Origin of the sequence: Desulfurococcus sp. (assembly GCF_038881575.1) — an archaeon.
In the GTDB taxonomy this organism is placed as follows: Archaea; Thermoproteota; Thermoprotei_A; order Sulfolobales; family Desulfurococcaceae; genus Desulfurococcus.
Genome location: NZ_JAVZPN010000018.1, coordinates 1 through 5951, shown reverse-complemented (window position 1 = coordinate 5951; position 5951 = coordinate 1). Strand labels below are relative to the sequence as shown.

The 5951-nt window shown below is 40.3% G+C and carries 4 protein-coding genes; 3 read left to right on the top strand and 1 reads right to left on the bottom strand.

What is annotated here, in order from left to right:
• Positions 1-339 (top strand): DUF996 domain-containing protein (locus tag QXV08_RS08795; protein WP_342821566.1); only part of this gene is annotated, 339 nt, incomplete at its 5' end.
• A 545-nt stretch (positions 340-884) separates the two neighbouring features.
• Here QXV08_RS08795 and QXV08_RS08790 read toward each other — a convergent pair.
• Entirely contained in the window at positions 885-2096 is a 1212-nt protein-coding gene (locus QXV08_RS08790) for a CaiB/BaiF CoA-transferase family protein (protein WP_342821567.1), read from the bottom strand.
• A 102-nt stretch (positions 2097-2198) separates the two neighbouring features.
• Here QXV08_RS08790 and QXV08_RS08785 point away from each other — a divergent pair, with 102 nt between their 5' ends.
• Positions 2199-3566, top strand: coding sequence for an amino acid ABC transporter substrate-binding protein (locus QXV08_RS08785; RefSeq protein ID WP_342821565.1), 1368 nt, complete (start codon positions 2199-2201; stop codon positions 3564-3566).
• Positions 3567-3611: 45 nt separating this feature from the next.
• Positions 3612-5351 carry a urocanate hydratase gene (hutU, locus tag QXV08_RS08780; protein ID WP_342821564.1) on the top strand — a complete coding sequence of 580 codons (1740 nt, stop codon included), beginning with the start codon at positions 3612-3614 and terminating at the stop codon, positions 5349-5351.
• Positions 5352-5951: the final 600 nt, after the last annotated feature.

The following is a 5951-nucleotide window of genomic DNA, read 5'->3' as shown; positions in this document are numbered from 1 at the left end:
AGAGAGCTTCCCCCGATCTCTATCCCTACCTATACATGGCCTTATCATGCTCTAGAATCACTTGATCTGGTGGGCTTGATAATATCTATAATAGCGTTTCTAGTACTAGCATGGATAGTGATGATTATCTCAACATACTTCCTCAGAAAAAGCTACTCTCTTGTAGCAGACCGCCTAGGAGTAGAACTTTTCCGTACTGTAGGACTTCTATACTTCATAGGAGCAATCCTACTAATAGTACTCGTAGGAGGGATCCTGATCCTTGTAGCATTAATACTCCAGATAATAGCCTTCATATCATTACCAGAATCACCACCATTCAAACCTCAACCTGCGTAATTTTTCTCTAGCTCTGAAAAGAATCCTTTAAAACAAGAAGAAAGCCTATTCTTTTACAAGGAAAAATTCGCAGAGACGTGCTTCCTTCCTTCGCTGAGCACTGTGTTTGCAGTTTTAAGAGTGTTAGTTGCCTATTAATAGTAGGTCTTCTTAGACCCTGACACTCCATATGGGAGTTCTAACATCTTTTGGAAGAAACTTTCTTCCTATGTATATAGTTGCTGCAGCTGTCAATGCTAGCACTATATTTGAAATGTTTCTCTCTATGCATTAGTGCTACGCTGTCTTTCTCCTCTATTTATTTCTAGAAATTCTTGCCTCTCCTTATACTTAATATACTCGCCATTCATGAATCCTCCTAGATATTCTCCAAGCCGGTAATACTCTATATTCTACTTCTAAGCTCTCTTCTTAATCCACAGTACCATCTTACTTGTAGGAAACTTTCCTACTATTATGTGTACAGGTTTTTCTCACACCATGTGCACCCTCTTATAAGAGGAGGCTTCAACTCCTAGGTATTGATTAGATACTAGATTAAGTGGTTAGAGCTGTTGGCTGGATGGGGTTGATATCACTCCTCTCCTCACCAGCTCTTGTATCTGCTGTTCTGTGTATCCTAATTCCTTCATTATCTCTATCGTATGTTCTCCTAGCACTGGTGGAGCTCTTCGGGGTTTAGGTCTTTCGCCATCTATTAATGCTGGGTATAGTAGTTGTTTTATTTGACCTAGTCTGCTATGCTCTACTACTCCTACTATGCCTGATGATCTTATATGGGGGTCCTCGAATACTTCATCAACTTCATAAACCGGGCCTGCAGGTACGTCGTGTTCTTCTAGTATTTTTAGCCAGTAATCTCTAGGTTTCCTGCTAAAGATTTCTTCTAGTATTTTAATGAGTTCTTCTCTATTTCTAACCCTGTCAGGATTGCTCTTAAACCTAGGATCTGAACATATATCGCTCAGGTTTAGAGCTTTACAGAGGTTATTCCAGAACCTATCATTAGTCACAGCAACAGCTATCCACTTATTATCGGAGCATTGAAAAGCTTGATAGGGTACTATCGATGGATGGGCGTGACCATATCTCTTAGGTTTCACTCCTCCTAGTAAATATATCATAGCAATATAACTCATAGCAAAAACTGCTGATTCGTATAGTGAAACCTCTATATAACTACCCCTACCACTCTTCTGCCTCTCTAATAGAGCTGATAATATAGAGTTTGCAGCTATAAGACCAGCAACCATATCGAAGAGTGCGAAAGCAATCCTAACCGGAGGTCTGCCCTCTTCACCGGTTGAAGTCATTATACCGCTCATAGCTTGAACTATAAGATCATAAGCCGGCTTATTCTCGTAAGGACTGCCACTTCCAAACCCTCTAATAGAACAGTACACTATACGATCATTTATACCTCTAATAGTCTTGTAATCTATACCTAGCTTCTCGGCAACCCCAGGTCTAAAGTTCTCGATAAAGATATCACTAACGCTAGCAAGCTTATACAATATATCTCTACCCTCAGAAGTTCTCAGATCTATAACAATACTCTTCTTATTCCTATTGATAGATAGAAAGTATACACTCTCACCATCAATAAACGGAGCCCAAAGTCTAGTCTCATCGCCTCCAGGAGGCTCAACCTTAATAACCTCGGCACCTAGATCGCCTAGAATCATCGTAGCAAAAGGACCGGCGAGAGATCTAGTCAAATCTAGAACCCTAAAACCATCTAGCCTCAAAATAAACACCATAAATATCTTCCTATATGTATAAGGTTAAATATGCTCTACATTCTAAAAAATATAAATCCTGTAAGAACTATATAATTTCGAACATGTGGTGGGAGTTATATGACGAGCGGTATACCACGCTACATTATATATGTTGCCGCGATTATCATCATATCAATAATTCTACTAGCAGTACTCTATATCTCTAGACCTGAGATCCCAGCATCTATGCCTACACCAACATCTCCCATAGGTGTAACCACGACTCCAACATCTCCAGTTGAGGTTAAAGTCCCAGACAAGATATTAATAGGTTTTACATTACCATTATCTGGAACTTTCTCAAAGGAAGGTCAGCTAGCCCTAAAAGGCGCTTTAACTGCTGTTAAGTGGATTAATGAGATTTATGGTGGTGTTAGAATTGGTGGTAAGCATGTTCCAATAGAGATTAAGTATTATGATGATGAGAGTAGTAGAGATCTAGTAGTTAGCCTATATGAAAGACTAATAACAGTAGATAAAGTAAACTTCCTACTCAGTACTTATTCTTCGACACTTGTAATGGCAGCTGCTCCTGTTGCTGAGAGGTATAAGATGGTTTTCGTAAACTGGGGTGGAGCATCCGATATGATAAATAGGCAAGGTTTTAAATATGTTGTCACAACGTGGACCCAAGCCTCGAGGTATATGGTCCCTGTACTAGATATGCTAGTTAAGTATGATCCTGAAGCTAAGAAAGTAGCTTTAGTATGGAAAGAAGACGAGCTTAACAGGCTAGTAGCGGAGGGCGTTAGAGTTAAAGCCCGAGAACTAGGCTTAACTATAGTTTATGATAGATCTTTCCCGATAGGAACTTTAGATTTCACATCTATTCTAATAGAGCTTCAAGCTATTAAACCCGACGTAATAATAATTGGTACACACTTTAGCGACGGTCTCGCGATTACTAAACAGATGGCTGATCTAAAGGTTAATGCTAAATTAATAGCTATTAATGTAGCTCCAAGCGTTCCAGATTACTATACAAGTCTAGGGATATTAGCTGAGGGTATAGTGTTCCCATCAGAATGGGAGCCTGGAGTATGGTGGGGTCCGGAACAAGCTAGAAAGCTCGGACTAGAATTCTTTGGACCTCTACCTCAAGAGTTCCACACACTATTTCTAAATATGCATAACGAGGAGCCTACAGAATACTCTGCATCATTAGCAAACGCTATAATATTACTTGTTAAGGCTATCGAGTCAGCTCAAAGCCTAGATCAAGATGCTGTAAGAGAAGCATTTAATAGAATGGATATAATGACATTCTTCGGTAGATTCAAGATAGATCCAGCAACAGGATATCAGATAGGTCATGTGAGTATTATTGGGCAGTGGCAGAATGGTAAGAAGGTTATCGTATGGCCTCAAGAGGTAGCTACTAGTAAGCTATACTACCCTGTACCTACATGGGAGGAGAAAAGTGCTGGTAAAAAAGCTATTCCTTAAATTTTTTAATTTTCCAATACTCCAATTACTATGAGGTGAAGTTTTATGGCTGGGTTTAGTGTTGTAGAGAGGTATAGGGGTAGACCTATTAGTAGGCTTATTGAGGAGGGTTATTATAGGCCTGATGAGAGTCCACGTGTATCCTATATTAAGGGTTGGGATCTCCATGTTAAGAGTAAGAGCTGGCAGATTGAGGGAATTTTAAGGATGTTATTCCATGTTCTAGATCCAGAGGTTGCTAAGGATCCAGAGAGGCTTATCGTTTATGGGGGTACTGGTAAGGCTGCTCGTAGCTGGGATGCTTTTGAGACTATAGTTGATTCTTTAATGGAGATGGATGAGGATGAGACGCTAGTTGTTCAGAGTGGTAAGCCTGTTGCGATATTTAAGACTCATAGGATGGCGCCCAGAGTGGTTATCAGTAATGCTATGCTAGTTCCTAAGTGGGCTGACTGGGATATATTCTGGGAGCTTGAGCGTAGAGGATTGACAATGTTTGGTCAAATGACTGCTGGCTGCTGGTCTTATATTGGGACTCAAGGTATACTTCAGGGGACTTATGAGACATTTGCTTTCGCTGCAGAACAACATTTCCCAGAGGGTACTCTTGAAGGGAGGCTTGTGTTAACAGCTGGCTTAGGGGAAATGGGCGGAGCCCAACCTCTAGCAGTTAAGATGAATGGTGGTGTGGCTATAGTTATTGAAGTTGATAAGAGGATGATTGAGAGAAGAATAAGGCATGGGTATCTAGATACGTGGACTGATAGCCTAGATAAAGCCCTAGATATAGCTCTTACAGCTAAAGAGAGGAGAGAACCTTTAAGTATAGGTCTCCTAGGTAATGCTGCAGAGGCTTATAATGAGATACTAAAGCAAGGAATAATACCAGATGTTGTTACAGACCAAACACCAGCCCATGACCCCCTAAGCTATGTACCATTAGGCTTAAGCGTTGAGGAAGCAGAGAAACTTAGAGTTGAGGATCCTGAGAAGTATAAGAGGATGGCTCTCGAGAGTATGAAGATACATGTTAAGGCTATGGTAGAATTTAAGAGGAGAGGCTCAGTTGTATTCGAGTATGGTAATAATATTAGGAAGATGGCTTATGAAGCAGGATATAAGGATGCATTTGAATTCCCAGGGTTTGTACAAGCATATATAAGGCCGATGTTTGAGGAAGGGAGAGGACCGTTTAGGTACGCGAGCCTCACAGGAAACCCGAAAGATATATATAGGCTAGATGATGAGATAATAGCTACATTTAAAGATAACAAGAGGCTTGTAAGATGGATTGAGAAAGCAAGACAATACGTTAAATTCCAAGGCTTACCAGCACGTGTAGTATGGCTAGGCTACGGAGAGAGAGCTAGATTCGGTAAACTAATGAATAGCCTAATAAGACTAGGAGAAATAGGGCCAATGTGGATTGGTAGAGACCACCTAGACTCAGGAAGCGTTGCAAGTCCATTTAGAGAAACAGAGGGGATGAAGGATGGTAGTGATGCCATCGGAGACTGGCCAATACTAAATGCTCTACTAAACGCCTCAGCAGGGGCAACATGGGTATGCTTCCACCACGGCGGAGGAGTAGGTATAGGCTACTCTATACACGCAGGTTTCGGCCTAGTACTAGACGGTACAAAAGAATCAGAAGAGAGAGCTGAGAGAGTATTAACAGCTGATCCAGGACTAGGAGTCGTAAGACATGCGGATGCAGGCTATGAGAAATCGAAGAAGATAGTATGTGAGAAAGGAATAAAAGCCCCCATGATAAAATGCTCATAGCACTGCTTAGCGTATCCATGTTTCCCTTCTCCTATACAATCTATTTATAGCTAACTATTGTGATATTTTAATATGTGAAGAAAGAGGTTGTTAGGGATAGTATAGTTTATATGCCTAGATACGCCTTAACTACATCAATCTTCTTAGATACTATCTCATCTCTCGAGCCTTCAGCAACTATTCTACCTTGCTCCAAGATATATATGTATTCGGCTTTATCTAGGCATATTTAATCTGCTGATATCGGAAATAGCTCCAACCCTTGCTCCTATATTACTTATTTCAGCGCTGTCTATAACGTAAGGAGTTTTCATCAATCCGCTTAAAGTATTAGCTCTTTGAGATAACAAACTACCTAATCTATTAGCTTTCTCAAAATTTAAATTAGATATTATGTCCGATTGCGTTCTTTGTAGGGCAGGAGTGTTAATTAGCCCGCCAAGAGCTAAAGCTGTGTTTGTCTGGTTCAGTTTGTTATTTACTATCTGGTCTATGTTTCTTACATTTTGAAGAGCTTTATTAAAACCTGATATAGCCCTTCTTTAGAAGATATTGCTAATGGATTAGCTAGAAAACTTAACTGCTCAGAGCAAATGTTAT

Coding starts and splice junctions, on each gene's coding strand:
- QXV08_RS08785 (WP_342821565.1), top strand. CDS start 2,199: ATGACGAGCGGTATACCACGCTACATTATATATGTTGCCGCGATTATC.
- hutU (WP_342821564.1), top strand. CDS start 3,612: ATGGCTGGGTTTAGTGTTGTAGAGAGGTATAGGGGTAGACCTATTAGT.